32 protein-coding genes and 2 pseudogenes are annotated in these 26781 nt (G+C 52.0%); 17 read left to right on the top strand and 17 right to left on the bottom strand.

Annotated elements, in window-relative coordinates; translation table 11 throughout:
- The first annotated feature begins 40 nt into the window (after nt 1–40).
- The 14 genes from ABDK09_18950 to ABDK09_18885 all read left to right on the top strand — a co-directional run bounded on the left by ABDK09_18950 (nt 41) and on the right by ABDK09_18885 (nt 10606).
- Nucleotides 41–910: an amidohydrolase family protein gene (locus ABDK09_18950; protein ID XAW89010.1), complete on the top strand. Its 870-nt coding sequence runs from the start codon at nt 41–43 to the stop codon at nt 908–910.
- Between the two features lie 13 nt (nt 911–923).
- Entirely contained in the window at nt 924–1277 is a 354-nt protein-coding gene (locus ABDK09_18945; GenBank protein XAW89009.1) for a protocatechuate 4,5-dioxygenase subunit alpha, read from the top strand.
- A gap of 4 nt (nt 1278–1281) precedes the next feature.
- On the top strand, nt 1282–2037 hold the full coding sequence (locus ABDK09_18940; protein XAW89008.1) for a class III extradiol dioxygenase family protein: 756 nt from the start codon (nt 1282–1284) through the stop codon (nt 2035–2037).
- A 121-nt stretch (nt 2038–2158) separates the two neighbouring features.
- Nucleotides 2159–3031: a tripartite tricarboxylate transporter substrate binding protein gene (locus ABDK09_18935; GenBank protein XAW89007.1), complete on the top strand. Its 873-nt coding sequence runs from the start codon at nt 2159–2161 to the stop codon at nt 3029–3031.
- Nucleotides 3012–3167 (top strand): hypothetical protein, encoded by a 156-nt coding sequence (locus tag ABDK09_18930; GenBank protein ID XAW89006.1) that lies wholly within the window; start codon nt 3012–3014, stop codon nt 3165–3167. Before ABDK09_18935 ends, ABDK09_18930 begins: the two co-directional genes overlap by 20 nt.
- A 77-nt stretch (nt 3168–3244) precedes the next feature.
- On the top strand, nt 3245–3760 hold the full coding sequence (locus ABDK09_18925) for a tripartite tricarboxylate transporter TctB family protein (protein ID XAW89005.1): 516 nt from the start codon (nt 3245–3247) through the stop codon (nt 3758–3760).
- Between the two features lies 1 nt (nt 3761).
- Nucleotides 3762–4838, top strand: a complete 1077-nt coding sequence (locus ABDK09_18920; protein XAW89004.1) for a tripartite tricarboxylate transporter permease — start codon at nt 3762–3764, stop codon at nt 4836–4838.
- A 16-nt stretch (nt 4839–4854) separates the two neighbouring features.
- The gene (locus ABDK09_18915; GenBank protein ID XAW89003.1) at nt 4855–5283 is read left to right on the top strand and encodes a tripartite tricarboxylate transporter permease; all 429 of its coding nucleotides are present in this window, start codon (nt 4855–4857) and stop codon (nt 5281–5283) included.
- A 93-nt stretch (nt 5284–5376) separates the two neighbouring features.
- A complete protein-coding gene (locus tag ABDK09_18910; protein ID XAW89002.1) occupies nt 5377–6201 on the top strand; it encodes a quinate dehydrogenase in 825 nt (274 codons plus the stop codon).
- Between the two features lie 46 nt (nt 6202–6247).
- Complete coding sequence (locus tag ABDK09_18905) at nt 6248–8086, top strand: TIM barrel protein (protein ID XAW89001.1); 1839 nt, start codon at nt 6248–6250, stop codon at nt 8084–8086.
- Nucleotides 8087–8182: 96 nt separating this feature from the next.
- Nucleotides 8183–8725: an AEC family transporter gene (locus tag ABDK09_18900; protein XAW90779.1), complete on the top strand. Its 543-nt coding sequence runs from the start codon at nt 8183–8185 to the stop codon at nt 8723–8725.
- A complete protein-coding gene (locus ABDK09_18895; protein ID XAW90778.1) occupies nt 8691–9128 on the top strand; it encodes a hypothetical protein in 438 nt (145 codons plus the stop codon). Before ABDK09_18900 ends, ABDK09_18895 begins: the two co-directional genes overlap by 35 nt.
- A 78-nt stretch (nt 9129–9206) precedes the next feature.
- The gene (locus tag ABDK09_18890; protein XAW89000.1) at nt 9207–10121 is read left to right on the top strand and encodes a histone deacetylase; all 915 of its coding nucleotides are present in this window, start codon (nt 9207–9209) and stop codon (nt 10119–10121) included.
- A 2-nt stretch (nt 10122–10123) separates the two neighbouring features.
- Nucleotides 10124–10606, top strand: a complete 483-nt coding sequence (locus ABDK09_18885) for an NUDIX domain-containing protein (protein XAW88999.1) — start codon at nt 10124–10126, stop codon at nt 10604–10606.
- Between the two features lie 110 nt (nt 10607–10716).
- Here the strand turns inward: ABDK09_18885 and ABDK09_18880 are convergent, their stop codons facing one another.
- From ABDK09_18880 to ABDK09_18840, 9 genes and pseudogenes are all read right to left on the bottom strand, one after another.
- Nucleotides 10717–11058, bottom strand: a complete 342-nt coding sequence (locus ABDK09_18880; GenBank protein ID XAW88998.1) for a cytochrome c — start codon at nt 11056–11058, stop codon at nt 10717–10719.
- 87 nt (nt 11059–11145) lie between these two features.
- Complete coding sequence (locus ABDK09_18875; GenBank protein XAW88997.1) at nt 11146–11985, bottom strand: cytochrome c; 840 nt, start codon at nt 11983–11985, stop codon at nt 11146–11148.
- Nucleotides 11986–12101: 116 nt separating this feature from the next.
- Entirely contained in the window at nt 12102–12956 is an 855-nt protein-coding gene (locus ABDK09_18870) for a molybdopterin cofactor-binding domain-containing protein (protein ID XAW88996.1), read from the bottom strand.
- Nucleotides 12925–13788 carry a molybdopterin cofactor-binding domain-containing protein gene (locus tag ABDK09_18865; GenBank protein ID XAW88995.1) on the bottom strand — a complete coding sequence of 288 codons (864 nt, stop codon included), beginning with the start codon at nt 13786–13788 and terminating at the stop codon, nt 12925–12927. Before ABDK09_18865 ends, ABDK09_18870 begins: the two co-directional genes overlap by 32 nt.
- Complete coding sequence (locus tag ABDK09_18860) at nt 13709–14368, bottom strand: molybdopterin cofactor-binding domain-containing protein (GenBank protein XAW88994.1); 660 nt, start codon at nt 14366–14368, stop codon at nt 13709–13711. The genes ABDK09_18865 and ABDK09_18860 overlap by 80 nt, the downstream gene beginning before the upstream one ends.
- A complete protein-coding gene (locus tag ABDK09_18855; protein ID XAW88993.1) occupies nt 14365–14829 on the bottom strand; it encodes a (2Fe-2S)-binding protein in 465 nt (154 codons plus the stop codon). The genes ABDK09_18860 and ABDK09_18855 overlap by 4 nt, the downstream gene beginning before the upstream one ends.
- Before the next feature lie 648 nt (nt 14830–15477).
- Nucleotides 15478–16629: an amino acid aminotransferase gene (locus ABDK09_18850; GenBank protein ID XAW88992.1), complete on the bottom strand. Its 1152-nt coding sequence runs from the start codon at nt 16627–16629 to the stop codon at nt 15478–15480.
- 20 nt (nt 16630–16649) lie between these two features.
- A pseudogene (locus ABDK09_18845) lies at nt 16650–17262 on the bottom strand (YitT family protein).
- Between the two features lie 168 nt (nt 17263–17430).
- The gene (locus ABDK09_18840; GenBank protein ID XAW88991.1) at nt 17431–17895 is read right to left on the bottom strand and encodes an Lrp/AsnC family transcriptional regulator; all 465 of its coding nucleotides are present in this window, start codon (nt 17893–17895) and stop codon (nt 17431–17433) included.
- 192 nt (nt 17896–18087) lie between these two features.
- On the opposite strand from ABDK09_18840, the gene ABDK09_18835 reads away from it, so the two are divergent.
- Entirely contained in the window at nt 18088–18648 is a 561-nt protein-coding gene (locus tag ABDK09_18835) for an amino acid permease (GenBank protein XAW88990.1), read from the top strand.
- Nucleotides 18649–18670: 22 nt separating this feature from the next.
- Nucleotides 18671–19480: an amino acid permease gene (locus ABDK09_18830; GenBank protein ID XAW88989.1), complete on the top strand. Its 810-nt coding sequence runs from the start codon at nt 18671–18673 to the stop codon at nt 19478–19480.
- 105 nt (nt 19481–19585) lie between these two features.
- On the opposite strand, the gene ABDK09_18825 is transcribed toward ABDK09_18830, so the two are convergent.
- From ABDK09_18825 to ABDK09_18790, 8 genes and pseudogenes are all read right to left on the bottom strand, one after another.
- A complete protein-coding gene (locus ABDK09_18825) occupies nt 19586–20677 on the bottom strand; it encodes a glycosyltransferase family 9 protein (GenBank protein ID XAW88988.1) in 1092 nt (363 codons plus the stop codon).
- Nucleotides 20678–20871: 194 nt separating this feature from the next.
- Nucleotides 20872–21637, bottom strand: a pseudogene (locus ABDK09_18820) (amino acid ABC transporter ATP-binding protein).
- The gene (locus tag ABDK09_18815) at nt 21630–22580 is read right to left on the bottom strand and encodes an amino acid ABC transporter permease (GenBank protein ID XAW88987.1); all 951 of its coding nucleotides are present in this window, start codon (nt 22578–22580) and stop codon (nt 21630–21632) included. The pseudogene ABDK09_18820 and the gene ABDK09_18815 overlap by 8 nt, the downstream one beginning before the upstream one ends.
- Before the next feature lie 65 nt (nt 22581–22645).
- On the bottom strand, nt 22646–23527 hold the full coding sequence (locus ABDK09_18810) for a transporter substrate-binding domain-containing protein (protein ID XAW88986.1): 882 nt from the start codon (nt 23525–23527) through the stop codon (nt 22646–22648).
- A gap of 26 nt (nt 23528–23553) precedes the next feature.
- Complete coding sequence (locus tag ABDK09_18805; protein XAW88985.1) at nt 23554–23757, bottom strand: hypothetical protein; 204 nt, start codon at nt 23755–23757, stop codon at nt 23554–23556.
- Between the two features lie 42 nt (nt 23758–23799).
- Nucleotides 23800–24360, bottom strand: coding sequence for a nitrilase-related carbon-nitrogen hydrolase (locus tag ABDK09_18800; GenBank protein XAW88984.1), 561 nt, complete (start codon nt 24358–24360; stop codon nt 23800–23802).
- A 9-nt stretch (nt 24361–24369) separates the two neighbouring features.
- Complete coding sequence (locus ABDK09_18795; protein ID XAW88983.1) at nt 24370–24579, bottom strand: hypothetical protein; 210 nt, start codon at nt 24577–24579, stop codon at nt 24370–24372.
- Nucleotides 24563–25327: an ABC transporter substrate-binding protein gene (locus tag ABDK09_18790; protein ID XAW88982.1), complete on the bottom strand. Its 765-nt coding sequence runs from the start codon at nt 25325–25327 to the stop codon at nt 24563–24565. The genes ABDK09_18795 and ABDK09_18790 overlap by 17 nt, the downstream gene beginning before the upstream one ends.
- Before the next feature lie 103 nt (nt 25328–25430).
- On the opposite strand from ABDK09_18790, the gene ABDK09_18785 reads away from it, so the two are divergent.
- Nucleotides 25431–26768 (top strand): aminotransferase class I/II-fold pyridoxal phosphate-dependent enzyme, encoded by a 1338-nt coding sequence (locus ABDK09_18785; GenBank protein XAW88981.1) that lies wholly within the window; start codon nt 25431–25433, stop codon nt 26766–26768.
- Nucleotides 26769–26781 lie beyond the last annotated feature (13 nt).

Here is a 26781-nt window from a genome sequence, read left to right as displayed (position 1 = left end):
GAAACATAACTAGAAAGATTACAATAACAAGGACGATAAGATGGATAAAGATTACTTACCTTTTCATCCCGACCCGAGCAAGCCTACTTACATTGCACCCGCTGGTGCGGTGGATGCCCACTGCCATGTTTTTGGTCCGGCAGAGCAGTTTCCTTACTCGCCCAAGCGTAAATACACCCCGTGTGATGCATCGAAACATCAATTGTTCGCACTGCGTGACCGCCTCGGCTTTGCCCGTAATGTGATCGTGCAGGCTTCGTGTCATGGCACGGATAACGCGGCGTTGCTGGATGCCTTGCAAACCGCGGGTGATTTAGCGCGCGGTGTGGCGGTCGTCTCACCGGACATCAGCGAGCAAGAGCTGCAGCAGATGCACGATCTGGGCGTGCGAGGTGTGCGTTTTAACTTCGTCAAACGTCTGGTCGATGCGACACCAAAAGAAGTATTCCTCAATATCGCGCAAAAGATTCGTCCTTTGGGCTGGCATATTGTGGTCTATTTCGAAGCGCAGGATTTTGACGATATCGCCCCGTTCTTGCTCGAACTCGATACCCAGATCGTTATCGATCATATGGGCCGTCCCGATGTTGCTCTCGGCGTCGACCATCCTGACTTCCAAAAATTTGCCAAGTTACTGGCTGATAATCCGCAAATCTGGACCAAGGTCAGCTGTCCGGAGCGCCTGACTCAGACCGCGCCGGATTACAGTGACGTGGTGCCGTTTGCCAAACATCTGGTGGAACGTTTTCCTAATCAGGTGCTGTGGGGCACTGACTGGCCGCATCCGAATATGAAATCGCATGTACCTGATGACGGCCACCTGGTTGATGTGATTCCTCTTATCGCGCCGACAGCGGAGTTGCAGCAGACACTGCTGGTCGATAATCCGATGAAACTTTACTGGCAATAAAGGAGAAGCAAGGATGGCTTACGTAAAAAATGAAGTTCCTATTTTTGGTACCACGTTTTTCGACGGCAACATGGCACGCAAAGGTTATGGCCTGAACAAAATGTGTTTCTCCCTCAACGAAGCCTCAGCGCGCGAAGCATTTTTTGCCGATGAGATGGCTTATTGCGACCGTTTCAACATGAGCGAAGAGCAGAAGCAGGCAGTACGCGATCGCGATGTGCTGCGCATGATTGAGCTGGGCGGCAACATCTATTATCTGGCGAAATTTGCCGGCGCACTGGGGATGAACATGCAGGATATCGGTGCATTGCAAACCGGTATGTCACTGGAAGCGTTTAAACAGAAACTGGTCGATGCAGGGAGATAAGCAGATGGCACAAATTTTAGGCGGCATTACCACTTCACACATTCCGGCGATTGGTAAAGCGATTGATCAGGGGCTAGAGCAGACTCCGTACTGGAAACCATTCTTTGATGCTTACCCACCGGTGCGTGAGTGGCTGAGTGAAAAGCAACCGGATGTGGCGATTATTTTCTACAACGACCATGGCCTGGAATTTTTTATCGACCGCAAACCGACGTTTGCGATTGGTGTGGCAGAAGAGTACCACAATGCCGATGAAGGCTGGGGGATTAAACCGATTCCGACCATTAAAGGCGAATCTGAGCTGGCATGGCATATTTGTAATGAACTGGTGGACCACGAATTTGACATCACCATTTGCCAGGAAATGAAAGTCGACCACGGTCTGACCATTCCGATGCAACTGATGTGGCCGGGTTATAAATACGACCATATCAAAGTGATCCCTGTGTGTATCAATATCGAACAGCATCCGATGCCATCACCAAAACGTTGTTATGACCTGGGTAAAGCGATCGGCGATGCGGTACGCAGTTTTGATCAGGATCTCAAGGTGGTTGTGCTGGGTACTGGTGGTCTGTCCCATCAACTGGATGGTGAGCGCGCCGGATTCATTAATAAAGAGTTTGACCTCTACTGCATGGACAAAATTGTCAGCGAACCAGAAGCGTTAACCAAACTGTCTGTACGTGATCTGGTTGAACAAGCTGGTTCTCAGGGTCCGGAAACTCAACATGTGGCTTGGTATGCGTGGTGTACTTAATCCGCAACTGACGGTGCTGCACAGTAATTACCACGTGCCGATTTCTAATACCGGTGCCGGGTTACTACTACTTGAATAATTATTCCTACGACGTGAAATAACATAACAACAGGACCAGAACATGAAACAGACTTACCTCAAACGCCTGGCTGTAAGCATGATGATGATGAGTTCATCACTGGCGATGGCTGCCGATTATCCGACCAAAAACATCCAGGGCATTATTCAGTGGGGCGCCGGCGGAGCTACTGACAGCATCATGCGTTCGGTTACGCCGGATGCAGAAAAGCAACTGGGTACCGATATCATTCTGACCAACCGCAGCGGCGGTGCCGGTGCGATTGCGACCAAATACGTTAATGCCCGTGGTGCTGACGGTTACACTCTGCTGATGGGCGCTGAGCCGACCCAAATGGCCAAAGTCATGGGGTTGGGCAAACTCGATTACAGCGACATGGTGCCGATTTCGGTTCTGGCGCAGGGGATTTCAATCATTGTGGCGCGCAATGATGCTCCATACGACAACCTGCACGAGTTTATCGAATACGCCAAAGCCCATCCGAAAGAGATCAAACTGGGTTCAACCGGACCGGGTGGCCTGCCTTCGGTCTTGCTGGCGATTCTGAAAAGCGCTGAACCATTTGAAGTGACTGAGATCCCGTATAACGGTGACGGCCCGGGTATGACCGCCATTCTGGGTAACGCAATTGATGTGATGCCGACTGCATACGGCCCGGCCAAAGAGTACATTCGCGCCGGTCAGATGAAAGTGATTGGTCTGATGGACAAAGAGCCGAATGCTCACTTTCCGGACGTTAAACCGGTGACGGACTACTATCCGAAACTGGCCTCACAGCTGCCTTATAACTCCTTCTTTGGTATTTTCGTCAAAAAAGGCACACCGGATGATGTGGTGAGCAAATTGTCTGCGGCATTCAATCATTCCGCCAGCAGCGCTGAGTTCAAGAAACTTGATGGAGCAGCGCGGTTTTAACTATCTGGGTCTGTCTGGTCAGGAAGCGGGTGATTATGTAGAACGTTTCCGCTCAGTGGCCTCCTGGATTGCTTACGATTCCGGCATTGCCAAATTCTCTCCGGAAAAATTTAACATCAAAAAAGTCAGTCAATAATGAGGTAGCGAATGCAGGCATACACGGCGTGCCTGTATTCGTGCACCCATAATAATATGTGAGTGAGGAGATTGACCATGGAGGTTAAATCCAGAAAACCGGGAGAATTGGTATTCAGTGTGCTGATGGTATTACTGAGTGCTGGCTTGTTGTATCAGGCCTTTTTCATTTCCGACTCCCATGCGTTGAGTTCACCTGGCGCGTTTCCGATGAGTGCAGCGGCGATCATGCTGGTGTTCTCGTCTATCACGGTATTCGATACGCTGAAAAAAACGCCGGTTCCCTCTGCGTTACGTGCTTTTCTGCAGCAGATTGTACCGACTAATGTAGTGATCATGCTGGTGCTGATTGGCCTGTTTGCTTTTTGTCTGGAAAGCATCGGCTTTGTGATTACCACGTTTGTTTTTCTGACCGTGACCCTGCTGCTGTTGCATCAGCGTAACTTGGTTAAAGCGGTCAGCATTGCGCTGCTGGCACTGGTGGTCATTTATATTATTTTCCGTCTGGTCTTTTTGGTTATCCTGCCAGAAGGGGTGATTCCAGAAGGTGAGGTGCTGTCTTATCTCTCTTCATTATTTAGCGGAGGCGCCTGATATGTTGGAATCTCTCAACTACTTTCTGATGTCATGGACATCAATGAACCTGTTTTTGCTGACCGCTCTGGGGACATTTCTCGGCATCTACATCGGCGCGATTCCCGGTTTGTCCGTCACTATGGCTGTATCGATCCTGATTTCGTTTACTTTCCCCTGGGATCTGAATAACGCCTTGTGTCTGATGGTCGGTGTTTACATGGGCGGTGTATATGGCGGCTCACGAACCGCTATTCTGCTTAACATTCCGGGCTCGCCATCGGCCATCGCTACCGCAATCGATGGGTATCCGCTGGCTGAAAAAGGCGAAGCCGGGCGTGCAATCGGCCTGACCACGATCATGTCGGTTGTGGGTGGCTTTGTCGGGATTCTGGTCCTGTCGTTTGCCGCGCCGGTAGTGAGTACATTTGCGATTCAGTTCCAGCCGCGTGACTATCTGATGATAGGTATGCTTGGCATCATGCTGATCAGCTCACTATCCGAAGGTAGTTTTGCCAAAGGGATGTTTACCGGCGCGATCGGTATCCTGATCGGTACGGTCGGCCTCGATCCGCTGACAGCGGAAGAGCGTTTTACCTTCGGTGTGGTCGAACTGTGGGATGGCATCAACCCGATTGCCGTCATGATCGGTATGTTTGGTCTGTCTGAAGTGCTCAGCCAGCTGCACAACATTGACAAAGCGGTCATCAAACAGAAGCTGACCAAAATCATTCCGGGTTGGATGGATGTCCGCCGTTACCTGCCACTGAGTATTAAGTCCTCGCTGATGGGGGTTGTGGTTGGCGCGCTGCCGGGCACCGGTGGTGATATCGCCTCCCTGATGGCTTACGACTATGCTAAACGCACCACCAAGAATCCGGAAGTGCCGTTCGGCCAGGGCGCAAAAGAGGGTCTGGTGGCACCGGAAGCGGCCAATAATGCAGCGGTAGGCGGAGCCTACATTCCGATGCTGACGCTGGGGATTCCGGGTGATGCGGTAACGGCGGTATTTATCGGCGCGCTGTTTATTCACGGCCTTAATCCGGGCCCGCTGCTGCTGGTCGAGAAACCCGAGTATCTTCTGGTTTACCGTCGGTAACCTGACGCTGGCTAACTTGTGCGTACTGGTGTTTGGTCTGACCGGAATCAAGGTGTTCAGCAAGATGGTCAGTTGTCCGAAAGGGATCCTGATGCCCCTTATCGTGGTGCTGTCAGTAGTGGGGGCTTACGCGATCAACAACTCGATCACCGATGTGTGGTGGATGATGGCGTTCGGTGTGCTGGGCTATTTTATGCGTCAGTATAACTACCCGATAGCGCCGGTTATTTTGGGTGTGATCCTGAGCGATCTGATGGATCAGAACTGGCGCCGGGCGATGTTGTCCGAGCAGGACAATATTCTGTCCTTTATCCAGGGCATTTTTACCAGTCCGATCTCAACCGTGCTGGCGGTGGTGATCGCCCTGATCTATCTGTCGCAGACCCCGGTGTGGAAAAAGATTAAGCACAACTGCGCGCAGCGCAAAACGTTCGCAAAACAATAACAAGAGATAACAGAGACAGCCTTCAGCACAGCCTTATCGGGCTGTGCTGCGGTTTGCTGCTGCCTGTTGTCCGCAAAATGAGAGGAAATCCCGATGAAACTTGGACTTATTGGTCAACATATTCAAAAAAGTAAATCTCCTCAACTTCATGAATTGCTGGGTAAAAAGCTCGATATTGCGACCAGCTACGATCTGTTTGACTGCAAACTCGACAACGAGCAGGCCTTGTATGAATTACTCAAGGATCTCAAACAGCGTGGCTATCGCGGTGTTAACGTCACCCACCCTTATAAGGTGTGGGCCTGGAATATCGTGGCGAATAAATTTAAGACCAGTGCCGGGCTGGGGGCCCTTAATACGCTGATCATTGACGGTGAAGAGCTGAGTGGCACCAACACCGATTGCAGCGGTTTTGTGCGTGCCTATCAAAAAGAGTGTTCAGATCTCAAGCCAGGCAAAGTGCTGATGAAAGGCGCCGGTGGTGTCGGACGCGCGATCGCCTTTGGTCTGGGTATGCTCGAAGTGGAACACCTGTACATCTTTGATGAAAACGCAGTCAGCCTGCGGGCGCTGGTTGGCGATCTGCAGCAGGCCGGTGTGGCGTGCAGCGCGCTTACCGCTGATGAAGTGACGGCATGTGCACTCAATTGTGATGGTCTGGTCAATGCCACCCCGGTTGGCCACTACACCACGCCGGGCGCATCGTTCAGCGCAGAGCAGGTGCAGGGCCAGCGCTGGGTTTTTGACGCAGTGTATACGCCGGTTGCAACCGAGTTTATTTGTCTGGCCCGCGAGGCAAATATGAGTGTGATCAGTGGCTTTGAGCTGTTTATACACCAGGGAGTCGATGCCTACGAGTGGTTTTCCCAGCGCCCGGTCGACAGTCAGCTGCTCAGCGGTGAAATCAGTGTGGAGTAACTTTACCGCGGTTAATGCGCGGTAAAGCACAAACAAGGACAAGAGTATGAAAACAGGTATTGCAACCGTCAGTATCTCCGGATCGCTGGTCGACAAACTGCATGCGGCAGCCAACGCCGGTTTTGACGGTGTGGAAATTTTTGAAAACGATTTGACCCAGTCCGATCTGTCACCGCGTCAGGTACGTCAGTTGGCAGAAAGTCTTGGTCTGGAAATTATTGCCTTACAGCCGTTTCGTAATTTTGAAGCGATGCCGGAGGCGATACGCAAACAGAACTTTTATCAGGCCCAGAAAAAGTTCGAACTGATGCATGAACTGGGCACGTCACGTCTGATGGTGTGCTCGAACGTGTCGCCGCATGTGATTGATGACCCGGCGCGAGCAGCGGCCGATTTGCATCAGCTGGCAGAGCTGGCTGCGCGGGAGAATTTCCGAATCGGCTACGAAGCGCTGGCCTGGGGACGCTATGTACATGACTACGATCAGGCGTGGGATATCGTTAAGCAGGCGGATCACCGCAACTTGGGTATCGTGCTGGATACCTTTCATATGTACGCGCGTAATAATACCCTCGATACCATGCGCAATGAGATCACGGCCGATAAAATCGCTCTGGTTCAACTGGCGGATGCACCAAGCCTGCAGATGGATGTGCTCAATTTCAGCCGCCATTTCCGCTGCTTCCCGGGGCAGGGCGATATGCCAATTATCGAATTTATGCAGTGTCTTAAAGAGAAGGGTTATCGTGACTATATCTCCCATGAGATCTTTAACGATGAGTTCCGAGCTTCGCTGGCGAGCGAAAAAGCGACTGATGGTATGCGTTCACTGATCTGGCTTGGTGAGCAGCTCAAGGAGCCGGAAGTGCCGGAGCCGACTATAGATTCACTGGCCTTTATCGAATTTGCCATCGAGGGTGAAGATGGCCAGAAGCTGGTTAAGCTGTTGCAGCAACTCGGTTTCGCCATCACGCATCGCCACCGTTCTAAAAAAGTAGATCTGATGCGTCAGGGTAAGATTAATCTGGTGCTCAATTATGAGCCACAAAGTCAGGCGCACCATTATTTTCTTTCCCATGGGGTGTCGGTATGTGCGTTGGGCTTTGGTACCAGCAGCGTGGCACAGATGATCAAACGCACCAAGCACTATGACTGTGCCCGCTTTAATAATCAGGCTGGCCCGGGGGAGCTGAACATTCCGGCCATCAAGGGCGTCGGTGATCAGCTGATTTACTTTGTCGACAGCCAGTCGGTACCGGAATTCTATGATATCGACTTTGTTCCGGTCAGCGATCCTAACCATGCCCACGCGGGAGCCGGGTTGCGTGAGTTTGATCACGTCGGACAGACAGTGCTCGATACCGACATGTTGTCGGCTACCTTCTTCTTTAAAGCCCTGTTCGGCTTTGACATCGAGCCAAGTCAGGACATGACGGATATTAACGGACTGGTGACCAGTCGTGTGGCCAAGAGTCCGGCTGGCAATATCCGCATGCCATTTAATACTTCGTCAGCGCGTAATTCTTCCGCGCAGCGTTTTGTTAATCAGGCACAAGGTGCAGGTGTGCAACAAATTGCCTTTAATTGTGACGATATTTTTGCGACAGTACAGCAAGTATCCCGCGATTGTATCCTGCCTATCCCGGCTAACTACTATCGTGATCTGGAAGCGCGCTTCCAGCTTGATAGCGAGTTACTGGCCCTGATGCAGGAGTACCACATTCTGTATGACCAGAATGAGGAAGGGCACTTCTTCCACTTCTATACCACAGAGCACTTTGGTGTGTTCTTTGAAGTGGTGCAGCGGGTGAATTATCAGGGGTACGGTGAACCGAACGCCCATATCCGTCTTGCTGCACAGGCTCGGCAACAGCGTCGCAACTAAGCTGTGATATCTGTCAGCCGCTGGTGAAGGGGAAAGGGTGATGCCGCTGGGTATCGCCCTTTTTGTTGTTGAATTATAAGGAAGTCTATCTTGAACGTGTTATCCGTCGTGTTTCCCATCTTTGTGATTATTTTTCTCGGCTACCTGTGTGTGCGGCGCGGATTAATCTCTGCCGGCGCGGTGGCGGAAATGGGACGTTATGTTATGTATCTGGCATTACCGGCGGTGATCATAAAAACTCTGATGGAACTGCCGCTGAGCGAACTGTTTAATCCCCGCTATCTGCTGGCTTATCTGCTGACGTCCTTATCGGTGATGGTGGCGGGTTTCTATCTGTTACGACGTGGTATGCAGCAGGGCGGGCTCGACAGCGCGCTGATGATGACCGGCATGGTCGTGCCTAATAGTGCATTTATCGGTTATCCGGTGATGTTACAGCTGATGGACTCACCGCCGGTGAGTGGTTTTGCCATGGCGTTGATCATCGAAAATCTGTGTATCTTACCCGTCTGTTTTATTTTAATGGACTTTCATGCAACCAGCAGTCAAAGCGGCTTACGCTCACGGATAATGGGTGTACTAAAACGTACCAGTAAGAAACCCGCTGCTGATTTCGATTGTACTCGGTGTTGCGGGTAATATCCTGGCCATACCGCTTCCGGATGTTGTCAATCAGACGCTGACCCTGCTGGCACCGTCTGCGGTATCAGTAGCGCTGTTTGTGATTGGCGGTTCACTGGCTACGATCGCGATTAAAGAGACCCGCTGGTGGCCGTTGCTGACCACGGTATCGGTCAAGCTGGTGGTGCATCCTCTGGTGGCACTGCTGCTGATGTCCTGGTTGTTGCCGGGACAAACCGCACTGACCATGACTCTGGTGGTTATCACGGCGGTGCCGATGTTCAGCATTTATGCGGTTGTCGGTGAAGTGTATGCGCGGCGTTCTTTTTGCGCCACAGCGCAGCTGGTGGCGACCGCTGCGTCTCTGGTGACGATTCCTATGATGCTGAGCATTGCCGGCTGGTGGCTGGCGCGCGGCTAAGGTGCCCGAGCAGAGATGTTGTGAAGCGAGGCGGCAAACTGTTACCATCCGGTTATTGATTATTTGTCGGGCGTGGACATGATTCCGCTGATTTATCACCCCATCTATTCGCAACTGCCGCTGCCGGCAGGGCATCGTTATCCGATCAATAAATATCGTTTATTGTATGAGGCGCTGCAGCAACAAGCACCTGACTGGTTAGCCGCGTTTGAGTTTTTTGCGCCCCAGGCGCTGACCTTGGATGATATTCTCCAGGTCCATGATGCTGAGTACGTTCAGGCACTGGCGACGGGCTGTTTGCCGGCGGCGAAAATGCGTCGTATCGGTTTTCCCTGGAGTGAGGCGCTGATTGAGCGCACCCTGACTTCGGCAGGCGGAACCACGCTGACCGCACAACTGGCGCTGCAGCATGGTCTGGCGATTCATCTCAGTGGTGGCTATCACCATGCGCACCATGATTTTGGCAGCGGATTCTGTCTGTATAACGATCTGGTGCTGGCGGCGCATCGCGCCTTGCAGCTCGAGGGGGTCGACAAAGTTCTGATTGTTGACAGTGATGTGCATCATGGCGACGGCACCGCGACCTTGTGCGCCGGGCGTGACGACATCATTACCTTATCTTTTCACTGTGATAAAAACTTCCCGGCTCGCAAGCCGGAGTCTGATCTTGATGTCGCCTTAAGCCGTGAAGCTGGTGATGATGAATTTCTTAGCCACTTTGTCTCTGTCGTCACCATGGCGGTCAATCTGCATCAGCCGGATCTGATTATTTACGATGCCGGCATCGATATTCATCAGGACGATGAACTGGGCTACCTTAATGTCTCGACGGCGGCGATCTATCAGCGTGACTGCTTTATGATGGAGCTGGCGCGCGAGCGGCGCCTGCCGATGGCGTGTGTGGTCGGCGGTGGTTACCGCAGTGATCATCAGACCCTGGTGCCAATTCATCTGCAACTGTTTAAAGCCGCATTTGACCGCTACAAGGAGTAACTATGCAACATCGTATTCGTGGTGCCGGTATTTTGATTGATAATGATGCGGTGCTGCTGGTGAAAATTCACGACTTTACCGGTGAGTACTGGATCCCGCCCGGTGGTGGGTTTGAAGAGGGAGACCGCAGCACCAAAGCGTGTGTGCAGCGTGAATTTCGTGAGGAAGCGGGGATTGAGGTTGAGGTCGGTGAACTGATTTGTGTGCGTGAGTTCCTTGAGCATGACCCCAAACGCTACCACGCTGAATTTTTCTATGCGATTGACCGTTATCAGGGCACGCCCAATACGGACAACCTGAAAGGACTCAATGATGAAGCAGTGATTCAGTCGGTGGAATGGGTGCCTATCGCAACACTGCCAACCTTGCGGGTCTATCCGGCGGAGCTGCATGGCCCCTTGATTGAATGGACCCGCCAGCGCCGTTTCAGCACGCACTTGGGCAGCTATATTCAGGGCAATGCAGAAGATATCAATCATCTGTGAGCCGTTATTTTTGCCAAGCGCAGACCCGGGACAGGAAAGGGGAGAATACCAAACGGTATTCCCCCCTTTTTATCTATAGCTGCGTGCAGCCTGATTGAGTAAGGCACTTATCAGCGCATCTGCAGGATAATCACTTCGCTGCTGGCCGGATCGGTGTCATGGCGCATCGCTTTGACGTCTTCAGTTTTCACCGTGGTGCCGTGGTTGCCCCAGGCGCTGCGCACAAACGACAGTACCTCGGCAATTTCTTTATCCGACAATTGCTGGCGGAAAGGCGGCATCCGGTAAGCATCCGGGACGCCATGAGCCACCGCACGGCCGGAGCCGTTTAATGTCACGTTAACCGCTGACGAATCATCGCTGACCAGCATCGAGGTTGCACCGGCCAGAGGCGGAATCCACGGACTTTGGCCCATACCGTCATCACCGTGACAGGCGCTGCAGCGGGTCATATAAATACCTGCACCGGGTTACCCGGCAGGGATTTGAGGTAATGGGCGATGGCAAACAGGTCTTCATCACTCATAAACTGAGTTGAGTTATTGAAGGCATCCGTCATTGAGCCATAAACCACCGCATGCTGATTGCGGCCATTCTTCAGGAAACTGGTAGATATCATTTTCGTTCCAGCGTCCCAGCCCTGCATTCGGGTCGTTTCGCAGGCTCGGCGCATACCAGCCATCCAGTGTGGCACCGGCCAGATACTGGTTGCTGCTCTCATCCAGAGCTTTCTCCTGCATCGCCAGGCCACGTGGGGTATGACAACTTCCGCAGTGCCCCGGACCTTGCACCAGATACGCCCCGCGGTTCCACTGTTCATCTTCACTGCTTTTGGCCTGATAGACGCCCGGTTCGGTGAACATTGCGCTCCACAGCGCCAGCGGCCAGCGCATGTTGAGCGGCCATGGAATATCTGAGCTGTGATTTTGCTGTTTAACCGGTTTGACCTCATTCATGAAGTAGGCGTACAAGGCTTCAATATCAGCGTCCGGCATTTTGACGTAGGACGGATAAGGCATCGCCGGATAGAGACGCTCACCCTCTTTAGCGACGCCGTGGCGTACTGCACGATCAAACTCAGCCAGTGAGTAGTTGCCGATACCGGTCTCTTTGTCCGGCGTAATATTGGTGGTGTAAATAGCGCCGATGGGGGTGCCCATCGCCAGGCCACCGCTGTAGGCTGGTTTACCCGGTACGGTGTGACAGGCAACACAATCGCTGAGGTGGGCGACGTATTCACCACGGGCAATCAGTTCAGCAGAGGGAGGTTGGCTGCTTTGAGTCGTATCGAAGGCTGATTCGGGTGTTCGGGTAACAAACCAGCCGGTGATTGCGGCCAGGGCAACGATCACCGCCAGTGTAGTGGTTGATTTTTTCACAAAATCCTCTTTCTTTTTGTCTGTCTGAGCCCGGCTCTGCACGTGTGGCAAAGAGCCGGGCGGACCAGAATATGACCCGTCATGGGTCAGGAAAGTCAGTGCTTAGAAACCGATCTTCAGGCGTCCAGAGAGACGCTGGACAACGGCATGCTGCGGATACGTCGGCCGAGTAACTGCGACACGGCATTGATCACGGATGGTGGCACGGCTGGTAGCCCTGGTTCACCGACCCCGCCCATCTTCTCACCGCTTTCGACAATGCTGACGTGAACTTGTGGCATCTGGTTACGACGTAAAATAGGGTACATGTCGTAGTTGCGTGCCGTTGGTTTACCGTCTTTGTAAACGGCTTCTTCAAACAGAACCTGGGAAACCCCCAGAGCAACCGCAGACTTAACCTGGGCCTCGACGATGGCCGGATTGACGACTGAACCCGGATCCAGAGCTTCCCACACTTGGTGCACCCGAACCTGACCGTTTTCGATAGAGACTTCGGCAATCGCTGCGGCATGAGAACCAAATGGCGATGCCATGGCAATCCCGCGCGCGCGCGTTGTGCCGTCCTCGGCGGTATAAGGACCACGTTTCCAGCCCCCGGATGCCTCGACTACGGTGTCGAGCAGATGGGAGAGGCGGGCATTGTCTTTAAGCAGCTGCTTACGCATCTGGTATGGATCTGTGCCGGTTTTGTCGGCGATTTCGTCAAAAAAGCATTCGTAAACGAAATCGTTCATCGAGTTACCCACTGAGCGCCAGTAAGCCAGCGTGGCCGGGTTTTTGACATAATCGTAACCGACACGCACGTTAGGTATCGCGTACTCTTTACCGGTCAGTCCTTCGACAGCTGTCGGGTCGACTTTACCCTTGGTATGGCCGGCAATACCGTCGGTCGGTCCTTCGGTGGAAGAGACGATTTCCAGTGCTTGCGGCTGGTTGTTTTCAATCGCCGCACGCAGTCTCACCGCGGCCATCGGACGCATCGGATCGCGCAGGAAACTCTTCTTCGCGGCTCCAGATCAGTTTGACCGGCTGGCCGACCGCTTTAGCCAGTTCAATCGCCTGTGGGTAAGGGCTGCCGCCCGCATAGAGGAAGTGACGGCCAAAAAAGCCGCCCAGCATTGAAGAGTGGAGATTGATTTTCTCTTCCGCCAGGCCGGTACGTTTGGCGATATCGCTCAGGAACATGTCCGGGGCCTGGTTAGGCAGCCAGATATCCAGGGTGCCATTCTGATTAAAACGAGCCAGAGCAGATGGCGGCTCCAGCTGGGCATGGTGAACATACTGGGTGCGGTAGGTGGCACTGAGCAGGTTATCATCCTCGGCCTGAGCCAGAACTTGCGCTGCGTTACCTTTGGTTTCTGCATCCAGACCACTTTCTGTTCGGTTGGCCAGCAGGTCGTTAAAGTCCTGGGTCGAGAAATCAGCTGGCATGTGGCGCAGGTTGTTTTTTTCTTCGCCTTGTGGCTCCAGCCACTTAACCTGAGCTCCTTCCACGGCGCGTTTGGCGTCCCACCAGTGCGAAGCCACCACAGCAACAGCACCTTCCAGCGTGTGTACTGAGTGCACGCCGCGCATGGCTTTGACTTGCTCCAGGTTGAGGATTTCACCGACAGTCATACCGAGGCGCGGAGCATGCTGAACAGCCGCATGCAGCATGCCGTCAACCTGCATATCGATTGAAAAGTCGGCTTTACCGGTTGATTTCATATATACGTCGAGACGATCAACGGACTCGCCAATCCAGCGGAAATCTTTTGGATCGCGCAGTGCAATGCTGTCTGGATCCGGAACGGAAATTTCCATCGCTGTCTGCGCCAGTTGGCCGTACGTCAGTGAAACGGCCGGTCGGGGCGTGAATGACTTTACCCGGCTCGGTGCTCAGCGTTTCGATGCTGACATTCCACTGTTTGGCCGCCGCCTGCAGCAGCATATTACGTGCTAACGCGCCCAGTTTTCGCATCACCGGATAGCTGAAACGCACCGACATACTACCGCCGGTAATACGGCCTGCACCGTTGGTCATCAGTTGAAAGTCCGGGCCGGTTGGCGCATTTTCGACAATGAAGCTGGCCGGTTCGGCGTCCAGTTCTTCACCGACGATTTGTGCCATGGCTGTAAAAATACCCTGTCCGCCCTCAACAAAGGGGCTTTGCAGGTAGATCTGGTTATCCGGTGTGATACGTAAAAATGCCGGTACCCGGGTGCCGGCCGCCATCGATTCCGGATTGGCTGCGCGCGCCTGGCGCAGCGGGATGCCCACGCTCAGTACAAATGCCCCGGCGGCGATACCCGCCGATGAGAGTAAGAAGCGGCGGCGTGATACGTTGACCGGGGTGTCCTGATTAATCTCAGCCAGAGTTTGTTCATCTATCGTCTTTTTCATGCGTTACTCTCCGCTGGTTTTCCGGTCAAATCTTCAATCGCGACATCAATCGCGTTGTAAGTGCCACAGCGACATAAGTTGCTGACGATGGCATCAACCTCGGCCTGACTCGGCGAAGGGTTAGATTTTAACAGCGAGGTAACGGCCATGACTTGACCGGACTGGCAGTAGCCACATTGCGGGACCTGGTTTTTGGTCCAGGCGGCGACGACACGTTTGCCGACATCATCCTGTTCAATGGCTTCGATGGTTGTGATCGCACGCTCGGCAACGGCAGCCGCTGGTGTGACACAAGAGCGCATCACCTGGCCATCGACCATGACCGAGCAGGCCCCACACTGTGCCAGGCCGCAGCCGAATTTGGTCCCTGTCATGCCAAGGTTGTCGCGTATAACCCACAGCAACGGTGTATCTTCTGCAACATCAACATCATAGGTTTGGTTGTTAATCTGTAATTTCATGCTGTTATCAAAGCTCCGTGTAATTGAGGCGCGAATAATTGTTATGAGTCATGCACGCTTCATGCGTGGCTGAAATGATGCGCCGAATACCATGCACCATATATTAGCTTAGCCAATATATTTACGTGTCGATGTGAAAAAGTGGTGACACCAGGAATGTAAAAGACCCAGTGATAATAATTTAGTTAAGCATAGTTAAAATAGCCCCTCAACTAATTCACTGCTTTTATTACTATTAATTAACAAGACTTATTAGCCCTATAAATTATTCGCGGCAATAGCTTGGCATCAGCGTATTGACACCGTCAGTGAGGCGGATATTGAGTGTGCGGTTAATGGGATGAGCGTAAGTAATAGAGAGTACCCATTAAATAAAAATGGATTTAAACAGAGTTGAAAATATTTAGATAACCAATAAAAGAAGTGATTTAAATAACCTAAGGAAAGGTATTTTCCTGCCAATAAAGGCGCTGGTCGGGTTATAGATTAATATGGTTTTATCTGCTGGCGGACTGGCGGTAGAGAGAGAAAGAGACAGGGACTGCGCTGTCAGGCAGCGCAGTCAGGCTGGCAAACCGAAGTACCGGCTTGCTAATTGGGTTGTATCACAGAGCAGCAAAAGCCGCGGCCACTTTAGCCACATTGCTTTCATTCAGTCCGGCCAGACACATGCGGCCGCTGCTGATCAGGTAGATGCCGTGTTTCTTCACGAAGGGTATCCACTTGCTCGGCGCTGAAACCAGTGTAGCTGAACATGCCTTTCTGTTTCACCAGGAAGCTGAAGTCTTTGTGCGGACAAAGCTGCTGCAAAGTCTTGTGCAGGGTTTCACGCATGGTGAGAATACGGCTGCGCATCTCTTCCACTTCGCTCAACCAAAGGTCGTTCAGTTGCTGCGTGTTCAGCACATTTGATACCACTTTCGCGCCATATTTAGCCGGGCTTGAGTAGTTACGACGTACGGTTGCCTTCAACTGGCCCAAAACACGTGAGGCTTCTTCGCTGTCGTTACACACCACTGATAAACCGCCGACCCGCTCACCATACAGAGAGAAAATCTTCGAGAATGAGTTGGACACAAAGCTGACTACATTAGGCTCAAGGGCAATTTTACGGATCACGTAAGCGTCATCGGCCATGGTGTCACCGTATCCCTGATAAGCCATATCAAAGAATGGGATTAGCTGGTTACGCTTAATCACTTCAATCACCTGGTCCCACTGCTCGTTGGTCAGATCAACACCGGTCGGGTTATGACAGCAAGGGTGCAACAGGACAATGTCCTGAGCTGGCAGCTGACTTAAAGCCGCGATGATGCCGTCGAAATCCAGCATTTTGCTCTGCGGATCGAAGTAAGGGTAAAAATCAACCTGGAAACCGGCGCCAGCAAAAATCGCGTTGTGGTTTTCCCAGGTCGGGTTGCTGACCCAGACGGTGGATTTAGGGAAGTAGTAATGCAGGAAATCCGCACCGATCATCAATGCACCTGAACCGCCGAGCGACTGAATTGTCGCTACGCGCTGCTCAGCCAGCGCCGGATGGTTAGCGCCGAACACCAGGTTTTGTACACCTGCACGGTATGGCGCCAGGCCTTCCATTGGCAGATAAACACATGGCTCGGCCTCGGCTTGTTGCAGCTGTACCTGAGAAGCGGCCACCGATTTCAGGGTCGGGATTTTGCCATTTTGGTCGTAGTACAAACCAATACTCAGATTGACTTTGTCAGATCGGTCATCCGCCATAAATTTTTCCATCAGAGACAGGATAGGGTCTCCGGCGTATGCTGTGACATGGTTAAGCACAGTGTTTCTCCTTAATTTTTTTATACTTGGTAACGATCTGAGCGATGGTTAAGCGCGATGATCAGGTTGAGCACCACGCCGCAAACGACAGACAGCGCCAACTCATACAGTCCGACCACGGACAATGACACTAACATGATGATCAGGTCAATCCCCATCAGCAGCCAACCGGCTCGCAGGCCAAATCTGTCCTGCACATATAAGGCGAGAATATTGAAGCCGCCCAGGCTGGCTTTGTGGCGGAACAGGATAATAAATCCGGTCCCGAATAAAAAGCCACCAAAAATCGCCGCATAAACCGGATTGAGGTTGCTGATCTGAATGAAATGGCTTTGGGTATTGGTGATAAAGGATACCAGACCAACTGCAGTAAAGGTTTTCAGGCAGAAACAGCCAACCCATGCGGCGCAGAGCCAGATAGTAGAATGGCAGGTTAACCAGGAAAAAGATGGTGCCAAACTCCAGATGATAATGGTAACTGAGAAACAGCGACAGGCCTGCGGTGCCACCGGTGACCATACCGACTTGCTTTAAAAATAGTACCCCAAAGGCGACCAGGCTGGTGCCCATCACCAGCGCCATGGCATCTTCAAACCACTTATGATGTGTGTTTGCGACAGCGACTCCCGACATCGTAATCATCCCTAATGTTAATGTTGAGCTAAATGCGTGAATTGTGCGTTATTAATAGCACAATGAAATATTCATGCAATAACTAATCAATTTTAGCTCAACTTGTGCATTTTATGCCGGTTTATTGCACCAGATGCGCGCCAGGATGCCTATCTTGGTGCAGGGTCTTCATTGGGAAATGACGTTACCGTGCTCTTTGACCCGTTCCAGCACCACCGAGGTTTTGATATGGGAAATCAGTTTGGTGGTGAAAATACGGTTAATTAGTGCGTTAAGCGTATCCAGGTCTGAGACCAGGCTTTTGACCAGATAATCAGCATCACCTGTGGTTTTAAATGCATCGATAATCGATGGCTCATTATTTATAAAATTCAGAAAGTTAAGTGTTTTTTCCTGTTCATGATTCAGCAGTTTAATCTCAATCATGGCGATCATGTCCTGTTTTAACGCCTGAGGTGAGATACGGGCGTGATAGCCGAGGATCAGTTGCTGGTTTTCCAGACTGATCCGGCGCCGTGAGCATTGCGAGGCAGAAAGGCCGATGATGTCGCTAAGCTCTTGATTTGTTAGGCGTCCGTTCTCCTGCAGTAGTTGCAGTATTTTGACATCGTAGTCGTCCAGTGTGTTGACCATTGTGTGTCCCTGTTAGCGGTTGCTGTTATCGGTGCATGAGCTCGAGTGTACCAACTCACCGTCAGGGCGACTACTTGAGAATCACGCTTGCTGGCACAGGATTTGCCTCTTCGCCCTTGGTTGAGATTTAAATAACGTTTCAGCACGACGCTGAATGGACGTCATATCGTTAGCAAGTTTTAGGGAAGAATTATGAAAGGACACTCACAACCTGAGCATCTGCAACGTGGCCTGAAAAACCGCCATATTCAGTTAATTGCTCTGGGTGGCGCGATAGGTACCGGGCTGTTTTTAGGGATCGCACAAACGATTCAGAGTGCAGGGCCTGCGGTATTGCTTGGTTATGCAATGGCTGGCTTTATAGCGTTTTTGATTATGCGTCAGCTGGGAGAAATGGTGGTCGAAGAGCCGGTCGCTGGGACCTTCAGCCATTTTGCCAAGAGTTACTGGGGTAATTTTGCCGGTTTTATGTCGGGCTGGAATTACTGGGTGTTGTACATCCTGGTGGGCATGGCGGAACTGACCGCGATTGGTATCTACGCTCAGTACTGGTGGCCTGATTTACCCGGCTGGGTGTCGGCGCTGGTATTTTTTGTGCTGATTAACCTCATCAACATGACCAATGTGAAGATGTTCGGCGAGCTGGAGTTCTGGTTTTCGATCATCAAAGTGATGGCGATTCTGGCGATGATCGCGTTTGGCGTGTTTCTTGCTGACCACCGACTATGGAGGTCCGGAGTCCAGCATCACTAACTTGTGGACTCAAGGCGGATTTATGCCCAACGGCTGGGGTGGCGTCGCGATGGCGATGGCGGCAATCATGTTCTCGTTTGGCGGCCTGGAGCTGATCGGCATTACCGCCGCGGAAGCGGAAAATCCGGAGAAAAGTATTCCTCAGGCAACCAATCAGGTGATCTACCGTATTCTGATTTTTTACATGGGCTCATTGGTGGTCTTGCTGTCACTTTATCCATGGCAAAAAGTGGCAGAAGGGGGCAGCCCGTTTGTGATGATTTTCCACGCCCTGAACAGTGAATGGGTGGCCAGCGCGCTCAATGTGATTATTCTCACTGCGGCGCTGTCGGTGTACAACAGTTGCGTTTACTCCAACAGCCGCATGCTGTTTGGTCTGGCCAAACAGAACAATGCGCCGAAAGCGCTGCTCAAAGTCAATAAACGCGGCGTACCTTTGCTGGCGTTGGCGGTGTCGGCATTTTCAACCGGAATGAGTGTGGTAATTAACTATCTGATGCCGGAAGATGCCTTTGGCTTCTTAATGGCGCTGGTGGTGTCGGCTTTGATCCTGAACTGGATCATTATCACCGTGACTCATATGAAGTTTAAGCTGCACAAAATTAAGCAGCGTGAGAAAACCCGCTTTCCTGCCTGGGGTTACCCGTTTACTAACTGGGTATGTCTGATCTTTTTATGTGGCATTTTGGTGGTGATGTACCTGACGCCGGGGATGCGCCTGTCGGTGTATCTGTTGCCGGTCTGGCTGGTGGTGATGGCGATCGCCTATCAGGCTAAACGCCTGTTTACCGCAGACGAACAAGCATTAAACCTGGTGCAAAGCCAATCGTGATGATGAGCATCAGCTAACAGCACGCAATGCTAAAGGCAAGCCGCTCATCTGAGCGGCTTTTGTATTTACACGTGGGCGATTTAACACGTTAACCCGCCGTGAGTGCTACTTTGCTTCGAGGCAGCGGGCAATGGCAGCACGGTCAAGCTGCTCTGTATCAGTGAGTTGCAGGCAATGCTCGCCCAGCAAACCGTAAACGGAGAGATCGGTATGGGTATAGAGACCAATACATTTCGCACCCGCCGCATCGGCCAGGTGCAACGGCCCGGTGTCACAGCTGACGAATCCGTCGCTATGGCGCAGGAAACAGGCCAGCTCACGCAGGCTGTTACTGCGGTACGTCAGTGAACCCGCAAACAGCGGCGCTTCAATTTCCGGTCCCATAATCTCAACCCAGTTGACAGGCTGATCCGTGCTGAGCTCAATCTGGTTCAGAATCTGTACCCACTGGCTTTCACTCAGTTTTTTATCACCGCGGGCGCCGCGGAAAAAGGCAACCAGCAAGCCTTGCTCCGTAGTTAATTGCTCTTTTGCCTCTCTCCCTTGCTGGCACTCGTCAGCGCTGATCGCCAGTTGATGGCTGAAGGCCTGGCGGCTAGCGACGTTCGAGTGATGAACCTGAGCCAGCAGACTCAGGTTACACAGCGCCGCATGGTTATGGTGGTGACGACGCGGGTAGGTATGGGTAAATGCATGATCGTATTTACTGCTGTAGGAGATTTTATTCCGCGCGCTGAGCAGGGCCGATAAGACAGAGGACTGAGCGGACACACTCGGTGATAAGCACAGATCAAACACTTTACCGCGCAGCTTCCTGAGGGAGCTCAGGCAGGGTAGCAGGCTCGATTTTGATAAGCGGGCAAATTCAAAATGATCGATGCCGAGATGCTCGAACATCTGCTGCTGCCAAGGCTTGTTGAGCAGTAAGGTTATCTTGGCGTCCGGATAGATCTGTTGTACCTGACGAATAAACGGGATGAGGAATACCGTATTACCGACCCGATCATTACTGCGCACTATGATAATGTCTTTCACTTCGCTGACAGGCAGTAACTGTGACTGGCAATGGCGTTTGTTGCCAAGGGCGGACAGCAACATATTCGCGCTATGGGCCATCTTGTTTTTACGCACACGGTCAAATTTACGCAGCTCATTTTTGAGCCTGAGTTTAGGGATATCGCCGACCAGTTGCATCATGACTTGCTCTCCAGATGTTTACCACAACACTTTGCATTAAGGGCATGCTAGCGCTGGTTTCTTAATACATCCTTAAGATGAGCAAGTTTTATGAAGTAACGATGAATCAGGGGTGTGAATATATGCTTATGTAGCAATTAACAACAATGATATTGAAAGAAAGGCCGGCCGGTAAAACAGCCGGCCGGGTAGGATCAGATAAATCGGGCCAGGAAACTTTGAGTGCGTTCCTCGCGTGGATTGAGTATGACTTCGCTCGGCGGTCCTTCTTCGACCACCACACCACCATCCATAAACATCACTTTATCCGCCGCTTCTTTGGCAAAGCCGATTTCATGGGTCACGACAATCATGGTTAGTCCCTGATCGGCGAGAGAAACGCATGGTTTCCAGCACTTCACCGACCAGCTCCGGGTCGAGTGCCGAGGTTGGTTCATCAAACAAAATCACGTCAGGTTTAATGGCCAGCGCCCGGGCAATAGAAACGCGTTGCTGCTGACCACCGGACAACTGACCGGGATAGTGACTCTCTTTATCGGCCAGACCCACTTTGCGCAGCAGTTCACGTGCGTAGCTGATGGCTTCCTGCTTCGGGTGTTTATGAACCCCGACCGGTGCTTCGATAATGTTCTCCAGCACCGTCATATGCGGATAGAGATTAAACTGCTGGAACACCATGGCAATTTTTTCCCGCTGTCGGGCAATCTGCTTGGTGGAGGCCTGATGCAGTTGACCATTTTTCAGGGTGTAACCTATCTGCTCTTCACTGACCGTGATATAGCCGCTGTCCATCATCTCCAGCTGGTTGATGCAGCGCAGGAAGGTTGATTTACCCGAGCCGGACGGACCAAGGATGACCACCACTTCGCCTTGCTGCACATCGAGGTTAATGCCTTTCAGCACTTCCAGATCGCCAAAGTTTTTATGCACATCCCGTGCTTCAATGACCGGATTACTCATGGGCGACTCCTTTGACTGCCAGGGGCTTCTCTTTTTTTACATTACCGAACAGAGCCGCTAGCCAGGACGTTTTATCGCCGTAGCGGTCAGACTTGTTGTAGTAGTTTTCCACACTGCTTTGCACCACGCTGAGTACTGAAGTGATTAGCAGATACCAGAGCACAGCCACCATCAGCAGCGGAATGACTTTAAAGTTGCTGTTGTAGATGTTTTGCACTTCATACAGCAGGTCGCCCATGGCAATCATGCTGACCATAGAGGTGGCTTTAACCATGTTAATCAACTGGTTGCTGGTGGGCGGTACGATAGACTTCATCGCCTGAGGAATGATTATTCGGCGGTAGACTCTGGCGCGTGACATGCCGAATGAGTGCGCGGTTTCAAACTGTTTGTCATCAACTGAGATCAGACCGCCACGAATGATTTCCGCCATGTAAGCGGCTTCATTTAATGCCAGGCCGGCAATCGCGGCGGTCAGCGGAGTAATTAAGTCATTGGTTTTCCAGACCGCGAGATCCGGACCGAAGGGAATGCTGAGACTAATTTGCGGAAACAGGCTGGAGAGGTTATACCACAGCAGAAGTTGCACCAGCAGCGGCGTACCACGAAAGACCCAGATATAGCCGGAGGCTATCGCTTGCAGCACCGGATTGCGCGATATCTTGGCAATTGCCAGAAACAGGCCAATCACGATACCGATGATCATACCGACCACGGTCAGGGCCAGACTCATTTCCAGTCCGCTGATGATCGATGGGTTAAACAGATACTGGAAAACGGTAGGCCAGTCGAAATTCGGGTTCGTCGCTATCAGATGGAGTGTCTTAACAGCCAGGGCAGAGACCAGTAATGCGGCAAGTAAAGTGCCAAACGGCACCTTACGTTTTACATTTGCTACATTACGCGGATGGCTGGCGATATTTTTTGAGTATTCATTAAACATGCCTTAATCCTCTTGCTTATTGGGTTTTACTGGTTGCCAGATTTACACCCGGTTGTTCCAGGCGGTTACCTTCCAGTCCCCACTTTTGCAAAATCGCATCGTAGGTCCCATTGCGGTGCAGTTTCTTCGTAGCTGGCTTTAATCACGGGGACCAGAGGTGAACCTTTGGCGACTACAGCGCCTTGGTAGAGATCACCAAAGCCATTGGCTTTGCCGGTTGCCGTCAGCTCAAGCTCACCGTTGGAGATGCTGACAAAATAAGACAGAGGGGCCTGCGAGGAGAAAAAGGCATCGGCGCGTTCCGATTTGACCGCCAGAATGGAGGTCGGTTGGTCGGTGTAAGAGAGCACTTTAACTTCCGGCTGCCCCTGTTCAGCACATTTTTGTGACTGGGTTTTAATGACCCGTTCTGCAGAGCCGCCCGCCATGACTGAGATACGTTTGCCACAGGTGTCTTCCAGGCCGTTAATCTGCGCCGGGTTACCGGCTTTGACCGCGAACACTACGTATTCCTGTACATAGTCGACGAAATCAACGCTTTCCTGACGATTAGGAAAGTCGCCGACCGGGCCTGAATCATAGGTGTAGCGTCCGGCTTTGATCCCCATCAGAATCGCCGATAAGCCACTAACGCTTTTATGCTCGATTTTGATGCCCAGCAGTTCGCCAATCGCGTTATCAAAATCGACAGCAGCCCCTTTGATGTTGTTGCTGTCTTCGACAATGGTATAAGGAGGAAACGAGCCGTTAACCACGGCCGTCATCACGCCGGCATCACGAATGTCCTGTGGCAGCATGGCGTTGAGCTGCGGGTTAAAAGTCTGCTGCGGAATGACGGTTGCTGCATCATTTGTGGTTTCCGCCACACTGGCGGTTTCTGCGAAACTAAGAGACGACATGGTCATCAACGCGCCCACTGCGGCGCGAACGAGTATGTGTTTTTTCATCGCTACTATCCTTGTAGATTTGAAGTTTAAAGTTGAATCAGTTCCGGCTTGTCGAAGCGGCGGTTTTCCAGTGCGGGCAAAATGGAGCGTGCGTACTCAATCCGTTCTTTGTTGATAACGGAGATAACCAGGCCATCTTGTTCGGTCGCGCTGGTGATGGTGACGCCGAGCGGATCAATCACTTTACTCAGGCCGATATTACGCGGGCCGGACTCACCAATGGCCAGCATGTAACAGGTATTTTCTAACGCACGGGCGGTGATCAGTGTGTCCTAGTGGTGTTCTTTGAGAGGGCCTTTGACCCAGGCGGCGGGCAGAACCAGTGCATCTGCACCATCAAGGACCAGACGACGACTGAGCTCAGGAAAGCGCACGTCATAACACGTCATCAGGCCAAGCTTGAATCCATTGACTTCAACCAGCGGCGGAACTTCATTGCCCGGTACAACATTAGTCGATTCTTTCATGGTAAATGCATCGTACAGGTGTAACTTTTTATACTTAGCAATAATCTGGCCACGATGTATGCCTAAGTGAATATTCCATACTTTTTCATCGGCTTCGTCGCTCGGCACATGTATCGTCATCAGCACAGTGATTGGCAACGGTCGGGAGAATTTCAGCAGTTCGCTGACAAACGGGCCGTCCAGGTTTTGTGCGGCGCGGCGCACCAGATCCGGATCGGCGATATCGCGGGCCAGAATACCCTCAGGCAGCACCAGCAAATCAACCCCTTGCTCAACGGCCTGTTCCATGTACTTTTTGCAGGTCTCCAAATTTTCCTGCCAGGTCTTGGCGACGGAAAACTGACCTAAACCAACAACTAATTTCATCTTAAATCCTTACCAATTTTCGCTTGGGAATAACATTTCCGGGGTGATGGGTTGGGCGACGATGCCTTGCTCAAACAGCTCCTGGCACCAGTCAGTCAGCATCTTCTGGTTGGCGACTAAGCCATTGTCGTTCCAGCTGGCCGGCAGATCGCTGTGCATGCGGGCAATATCATCCAGCAGCCACGGCGTGGTATCGGCATACTTAGTCCGTTTTTCCATCCACAGGTGATAAGCGTCTGTCAGTAGGTTGCTGATAGCGATGCCGATGTGCGGGTTGGCGGCGACATAGTCGCGTTTCAGCACCAGAATATGGATACCGGGTACATAACCATGCTGTGCGGCGTAGTCGCGTTTCGGTCGCGCGATAGTCGGTCAGTAGCGGGCGAAATGGTGACGATTCTGAGAAGAAACCTTTCGGCATGAACGGCGTACATACCGCATCCAGTTCACCCAGCTCAAGCAGCTCCATCATAGGTAAGTCGTCAGGACAGTTATCGATCCAGCCGGGTTGGCCAAAGCCCGCCAGGCGATCGGTAATCGGGTGGTCATGGGTGAGGCGTCCGACAAACCAGTGGATATCTTTCATATCAATCCCGGCCTGGCGAAAAATCGCCCGGGTCCAGGTATTACCGGAATCCTGCCAGCCGGTCAGGCCAATTTTTTTGCCTGCCAGAGAGGCGATATCCGTCAGCGGGCTCGACTTGGTCGTCAGGATGCAACGGTGTCGGAACCCGCGCATCAGAAAGTGGGGAATACCAATCAGGCTGTCGTCGCCCTTAGCTTTCATCTGGCTGTAACGGCTTAGAGACATCTCGCCGCCATCAAATTCCGGATGCTGATACCAGTCATCGACCAGAGTGTTGACCCGGGTAATGGTCATATCCAGATCCGGGCTGTTCACTTCATTCAGCCGAAGCGGAGTCAGGTAGTCCCAGTCTCTCACCGCGAGGTTAACGTGCTTGCTCAATGTCATCTCCTTTAACAATTACACAACATGTGGTTTAAAATCATACTAATTGTGATTTTTTGCATGTACAATGTGTTTATTGTTACTGTACAAAAATAATTTTATGAGCCGAGAAATCATTGATAAGCAACTGGTAGAAAGCCTCAAAGGCCTGAATCTGCAGGATATGACGGTTGAAATGACTGCGTTGATCCGCTCCGGAGCATTGCCGGTGGGAAGTAAACTGCCCTCGGTAAGAGGACTGGCGGAAGAGCTTGGGGTCAGCCCGACTTCTATCTCGAATGTCTGGAACAGCCTGAAAAAAAGTGGTCTGGTGGAGAGCGCCGGACGCAATGGTGTGTGGGTGAGTGGTAATGATCCGTCACCAAGACCGAAAAGGTTCGAAAGTGTAGGTAACTTCGGTAAAAAAGCAAAAATTGACCTGACTTACTCCGGGCCGGATCCAGCCTTATTGCCATCGCTGGAGCAGGCTCTGGTCAGCGCTTGTCAGACTCCAAACTTACACAGTTATCGGCGTGAAGCGATTACCGAAGAACTCAAGCTGGCGGTAGAAGGGAGCTGGCCGTATGCGGCGGAAGCTTTTGTTGCCAGTGATGGCGGTTTTGACGGGCTTCAGGCAGTGCTGAGTGCTCTGGTGCAACCCGGTACCTATATGGCGGTGGAAGAGCCGACGACGGCGCGCCTGCTGGATATTCTGGATAATCTGGGTATTCGTGTCATCCCGGTCGCCTGTGATGAGCAGGGGCCGAAGCCGGATTCATTGCAGCAGGCGATGGAGCGTAAACTGAGCGGTTTTCTGTTTCAGCCGCGCAGCCACTCGGTGCTTGGTATTTCGCTCTCTGCGCAACGGATGGACGAACTGACACCGCTGCTTGAGTCCTTACCGCTGATTATTGAAGATGATGGTCTTGGCCCCATTTCAGAGTCCCCTGATATCAGCTTTGGCGAGCGATTCCCGGATAAAGTGGTCCATATCCGCAGCTATTCGAAATCACTGGGGCCGGATTTGCGCCTGGCGGTGATGTCGACCACGGCGCAAAATGCCCAGGCGATTCAGGCTTACCGTAATTTCGGTGCCAGCTGGACCAGTCGTATTTTACAAAATGCGGCGGCCTATCTGTTGCGTGCACCTGACTATCCGGATTATGTCACCCGTGTACGCCGTGAATATGCCAACCGGCGCCGCTTGCTGACCGATGCGTTGGATGAACGGGGTATCACCTATTCAGGCCATGAAGGTCTGAGTGTCTGGATCCCGGTTCCTTCTGAACGTTATGCGTTAGTGACCCTGGCGGTGCACGGCTTTGCGGTATTTCACGGTTCGCGCTTTTTATCGGTTGAGAGCGGTGACAGTGAATATATCCGGCTTGCAACCAGTTTGCTGACCCCTGAACTGGTGCAGCCACTGGCCGATGCCATCGCACTGTGTTTTGAAATGTAGTCCGGGCAAGGGA

Source organism: Vibrio sp. CDRSL-10 TSBA (assembly GCA_039696685.1).
GTDB lineage: Bacteria > Pseudomonadota > Gammaproteobacteria > Enterobacterales > Vibrionaceae > Vibrio.
Note: the sequence above shows the minus strand (reverse complement) of the source record. Positions and strands in the feature narration are given on the sequence as shown.

What these genes read in the sequence shown, in the direction of transcription:
- ABDK09_18905 (XAW89001.1), top strand. Translation starts at nt 6,248, where the DNA reads ATGAAAACAGGTATTGCAACCGTCAGTATCTCCGGATCGCTGGTCGAC.
- ABDK09_18785 (XAW88981.1), top strand. Translation starts at nt 25,431, where the DNA reads ATGAGCCGAGAAATCATTGATAAGCAACTGGTAGAAAGCCTCAAAGGC.
- ABDK09_18840 (XAW88991.1), bottom strand. Translation starts at nt 17,895, where the DNA reads ATGGTCAACACACTGGACGACTACGATGTCAAAATACTGCAACTACTG.
- ABDK09_18860 (XAW88994.1), bottom strand. Translation starts at nt 14,368, where the DNA reads ATGAAAAAGACGATAGATGAACAAACTCTGGCTGAGATTAATCAGGAC.
- ABDK09_18855 (XAW88993.1), bottom strand. Translation starts at nt 14,829, where the DNA reads ATGAAATTACAGATTAACAACCAAACCTATGATGTTGATGTTGCAGAA.
- ABDK09_18935 (XAW89007.1), top strand. Translation starts at nt 2,159, where the DNA reads ATGAAACAGACTTACCTCAAACGCCTGGCTGTAAGCATGATGATGATG.
- ABDK09_18805 (XAW88985.1), bottom strand. Translation starts at nt 23,757, where the DNA reads ATGCTGGCCATTGGTGAGTCCGGCCCGCGTAATATCGGCCTGAGTAAA.
- ABDK09_18825 (XAW88988.1), bottom strand. Translation starts at nt 20,677, where the DNA reads ATGATGCAACTGGTCGGCGATATCCCTAAACTCAGGCTCAAAAATGAG.
- ABDK09_18945 (XAW89009.1), top strand. Translation starts at nt 924, where the DNA reads ATGGCTTACGTAAAAAATGAAGTTCCTATTTTTGGTACCACGTTTTTC.
- ABDK09_18865 (XAW88995.1), bottom strand. Translation starts at nt 13,788, where the DNA reads ATGGAAATTTCCGTTCCGGATCCAGACAGCATTGCACTGCGCGATCCA.
- ABDK09_18940 (XAW89008.1), top strand. Translation starts at nt 1,282, where the DNA reads ATGGCACAAATTTTAGGCGGCATTACCACTTCACACATTCCGGCGATT.
- ABDK09_18835 (XAW88990.1), top strand. Translation starts at nt 18,088, where the DNA reads ATGAAAGGACACTCACAACCTGAGCATCTGCAACGTGGCCTGAAAAAC.
- ABDK09_18925 (XAW89005.1), top strand. Translation starts at nt 3,245, where the DNA reads ATGGAGGTTAAATCCAGAAAACCGGGAGAATTGGTATTCAGTGTGCTG.
- ABDK09_18920 (XAW89004.1), top strand. Translation starts at nt 3,762, where the DNA reads ATGTTGGAATCTCTCAACTACTTTCTGATGTCATGGACATCAATGAAC.
- ABDK09_18880 (XAW88998.1), bottom strand. Translation starts at nt 11,058, where the DNA reads ATGACCCGCTGCAGCGCCTGTCACGGTGATGACGGTATGGGCCAAAGT.
- ABDK09_18830 (XAW88989.1), top strand. Translation starts at nt 18,671, where the DNA reads ATGCCCAACGGCTGGGGTGGCGTCGCGATGGCGATGGCGGCAATCATG.
- ABDK09_18810 (XAW88986.1), bottom strand. Translation starts at nt 23,527, where the DNA reads ATGAAAAAACACATACTCGTTCGCGCCGCAGTGGGCGCGTTGATGACC.
- ABDK09_18870 (XAW88996.1), bottom strand. Translation starts at nt 12,956, where the DNA reads ATGGCCGCGGTGAGACTGCGTGCGGCGATTGAAAACAACCAGCCGCAA.
- ABDK09_18950 (XAW89010.1), top strand. Translation starts at nt 41, where the DNA reads ATGGATAAAGATTACTTACCTTTTCATCCCGACCCGAGCAAGCCTACT.
- ABDK09_18885 (XAW88999.1), top strand. Translation starts at nt 10,124, where the DNA reads ATGCAACATCGTATTCGTGGTGCCGGTATTTTGATTGATAATGATGCG.
- ABDK09_18800 (XAW88984.1), bottom strand. Translation starts at nt 24,360, where the DNA reads ATGAAATTAGTTGTTGGTTTAGGTCAGTTTTCCGTCGCCAAGACCTGG.
- ABDK09_18930 (XAW89006.1), top strand. Translation starts at nt 3,012, where the DNA reads ATGGAGCAGCGCGGTTTTAACTATCTGGGTCTGTCTGGTCAGGAAGCG.
- ABDK09_18795 (XAW88983.1), bottom strand. Translation starts at nt 24,579, where the DNA reads ATGGAAAAACGGACTAAGTATGCCGATACCACGCCGTGGCTGCTGGAT.
- ABDK09_18910 (XAW89002.1), top strand. Translation starts at nt 5,377, where the DNA reads ATGAAACTTGGACTTATTGGTCAACATATTCAAAAAAGTAAATCTCCT.
- ABDK09_18815 (XAW88987.1), bottom strand. Translation starts at nt 22,580, where the DNA reads ATGTTTAATGAATACTCAAAAAATATCGCCAGCCATCCGCGTAATGTA.
- ABDK09_18890 (XAW89000.1), top strand. Translation starts at nt 9,207, where the DNA reads ATGATTCCGCTGATTTATCACCCCATCTATTCGCAACTGCCGCTGCCG.